This window comes from Microseira sp. BLCC-F43, from assembly GCF_041929235.1.
GTDB lineage: Bacteria > Cyanobacteriota > Cyanobacteriia > Cyanobacteriales > Aerosakkonemataceae > Microseira.
The window spans coordinates 1-2,574 of record NZ_JBHFNP010000288.1 but is presented as its reverse complement, the minus strand read 5'-3'; the positions used below and the strand labels follow the sequence as shown (position 1 = coordinate 2,574).

Sequence of the window (2,574 nt, the reverse complement as noted above, 5' to 3'; positions counted from 1 at the left end):
ATGATAAAGGTTCCTAGCATGTTTTTCATAAAAGTTGGCAATCTCTGGATCAATCTCGCTGCAATCCGTACTTTAAGTGTTGTTCCCGCAACCGAGTTTATCAACAGGCTAATTGTTACTATTCGTTGGCATAATGACTGTGATGATGACGATGAAAGTAGCTATGAGGAATTTGAAGGCGAGTCGGGGGAAGAATTACTTGCACAATCGAAGAAAGCGTGGGACATTATTCTCCAACGTCTTTCCCCAATCAACCCCGCCTGATGAGCTAGACTGACCCACAAGCGAAATTCCCCTAAGGTAAGGAATGTGAACAAAGCACCGCAAGAACTGTTAGCTCAAGTTTACCCTACGACGGTGAACGAAATTCTAGTGATGTCACAGATAGTCGGCATATTAATCTCAATGACAACCGACCATCTCAAAGAAAAGCTCCAAATCACCGAAATTTCTCAGGATGACATTGATTTTATCACGACGGATATCGCTGAAAAGGCGCAACAAATAGTAAATGAATATTCTCTAGAAGAGATAACTGAATATTTAGATGTTATTTGCGCTAAACAAGCACCTGTACAAACGGGGAATTTAGTATTCTTAGCGACTAGCCCAAAAACGCGGGGCGACGTGTAATAATAGGGATTAACCGCAGTTTTGAACTCAAGGCTGCTTAAATTAGGGGGAGAAATGGCTGAGATTGTTCAAGGTTCATCTAGGTGATTTGTTAAGGTTGATGCCAGGGTTTAATTCATAGTTAAGGATGAAGAAGTCATCACTGTTTACTGGCGCGACGGTGAAGATAGTTTGGATGTTTTTAATGACGAAGAAGCGGAAAAGTTGATGCAAGTTTTAAAACTTTACTCGCGCGGCAATGTCATAAACATGTGCCACCTGTGTAACATGTCGGTCGAGGAAGAGCAAACTCTTGTCCGCCTGATGAGCTAGACTGACCCACAAGGGAAATTCCGCTGATTAAGGGGAGTCGCGGATTGGGTTAAACAATCCGCAACGAGGAGCTTTCATAGTGAAACAAGCTGTGGCTTTTACTGCTAAAATTCGCGTTAATTCGGTTGGCGGGCTGGCGCTGCGCTGCCTGTGTTGGTGAAACTGCTGTTTAAACAGTTGGTGCTGGAATTCTGCCAGGGGGGGCGCACCCTCTGCCCAGGAACAAGCGCTTGATTATAACAGCATACCTTTCTGGCTTACAAACAAAGCGGGGGGGAAAATCAACCGTTTGGTTGAGCGGACTTAAGAAGAAATTGGGTGATGCTTTTGCCGATGCAATCGCGCAATTCGACCCGGATGGCTACCGCTGGAAATGGCACGAGGGGAAGTTTTATTATGGGATTGCGCCTGGTGCAGTTGATGACAATGGCTCAAAGGCGATCTCTGTCTACAATTGAGGTAAAAATTCCCAGCGCGCTGCGCCTCAAATTTTGGAGTAAATCGTTATAGTGAAATAATTCCAGATGCTTGAGCCTAAAATTATCACCCTTCTGAGCGATTTTGGCTTAAACGATGTTTATGTTGCCGTCATGAAAGGCGTTATTGCCCAAATTAACCCGACGCTGATGGTGGTGGATTTGACCCATCAAATTCCACCGCAGAATATTGCAGCGGGAAGGTTTTGCTTGATGAGTGCTTACCGTTATTTTCCCGCTCAAACGGTACATGTGGCGGTAGTCGATCCGGGGGTGGGGGGGAATCGTCGAGCGATCGCGCTACAATTTGCCTCAGGGTTCCTAGTCGGGCCAGATAATGGACTGTTCGGCGGTATTCTGAGTCAAAGTCGGGCAATTGCCGCTTTTGAACTCACTAACCCCGATTACTGGCGAGTACCAACACCCAGCGCGACGTTTCACGGACGAGATATTTTTGCCCCCGTAGGGGCACATCTCGCTAGCGGCGTACCTTTAGAACAGCTAGGACGAGAAATCGATCCGGCAAGTTTAGTTGAATTGCCGATTCCCGAATGTCAGCGAATTGAGCGGGGTGTAACGGGTTGTATACAGTATTGCGATCGCTTCGGCAATTTAGTTACAAATATTCCAGGTTCTCTGGTTCAAGGCAAATTTTGGTCGGTTGAAATTGCGGGGCAAACTATTTTAGGATGTCAAACTTACAGCGATAATCCAGTTGGCAATTTGGTTGCTTTAATTGGCAGTCACGACTGGGTGGAAATTGCTATCAACGGCGGTAATGCTCAGATGAGGTTAAAGGTAGAGTTGGGTGCTTCGGTGCAAGTTTTAATCGATTCATAAACAGGACTTACCCAAAGAAACCGGGTTTCTAGGAGCTTCGTGCCTAAGTCCGGATAAAAATAGGCAAAAATATTGTTTGTAGGATATACGGATTGCCAGAGGCAGGAGCCTCTGGATCTGCGTTACCAGGCTGGATCCTGTTGACACTCCCCGCTCTAAAGAGACAAAGATTGGTAGGGTCGAGAGAGGTTATTACTAGCCTCTCCCTCCCATCCGAAACCGTGCTTGCGGTAGGGTAGGTAGCCAGCGAGTTACCATTACTGGCACTTTTCCAACTACCCCCCTCCAAACTACCCATGACCGTTTCCGTATC

Annotated in this window: 5 protein-coding genes; 4 read left to right on the top strand and 1 reads right to left on the bottom strand. The window is 46.3% G+C overall.

Annotation, left to right across the window (positions count from 1 at the left end):
- The 4 genes from ACE1CM_RS38780 to ACE1CM_RS38765 form a co-directional block, all read left to right on the top strand.
- Positions 1-264, top strand: a 264-nt coding sequence (locus ACE1CM_RS38780) for a hypothetical protein (protein ID WP_374884271.1), incomplete at its 5' end; no start/stop codon positions are given.
- Between the two features lie 45 nt (positions 265-309).
- Positions 310-633 carry a hypothetical protein gene (locus tag ACE1CM_RS38775; protein ID WP_374884269.1) on the top strand — a complete coding sequence of 108 codons (324 nt, stop codon included), beginning with the start codon at positions 310-312 and terminating at the stop codon, positions 631-633.
- 542 nt (positions 634-1,175) lie between these two features.
- On the top strand, positions 1,176-1,403 hold the full coding sequence (locus ACE1CM_RS38770) for a hypothetical protein (RefSeq protein ID WP_374884267.1): 228 nt from the start codon (positions 1,176-1,178) through the stop codon (positions 1,401-1,403).
- A gap of 66 nt (positions 1,404-1,469) precedes the next feature.
- Positions 1,470-2,261 (top strand): S-adenosyl-l-methionine hydroxide adenosyltransferase family protein, encoded by a 792-nt coding sequence (locus ACE1CM_RS38765; protein ID WP_374884265.1) that lies wholly within the window; start codon positions 1,470-1,472, stop codon positions 2,259-2,261.
- A gap of 43 nt (positions 2,262-2,304) precedes the next feature.
- Here the strand turns inward: ACE1CM_RS38765 and ACE1CM_RS38760 are convergent.
- Positions 2,305-2,574: hypothetical protein (locus tag ACE1CM_RS38760; RefSeq protein WP_374884263.1), on the bottom strand; the 270-nt coding region annotated here is incomplete at its 5' end.

Excerpts from the sequence above, each read along its gene's own strand:
- ACE1CM_RS38765 (WP_374884265.1), top strand. The coding sequence starts at position 1,470 with ATGCTTGAGCCTAAAATTATCACCCTTCTGAGCGATTTTGGCTTAAAC.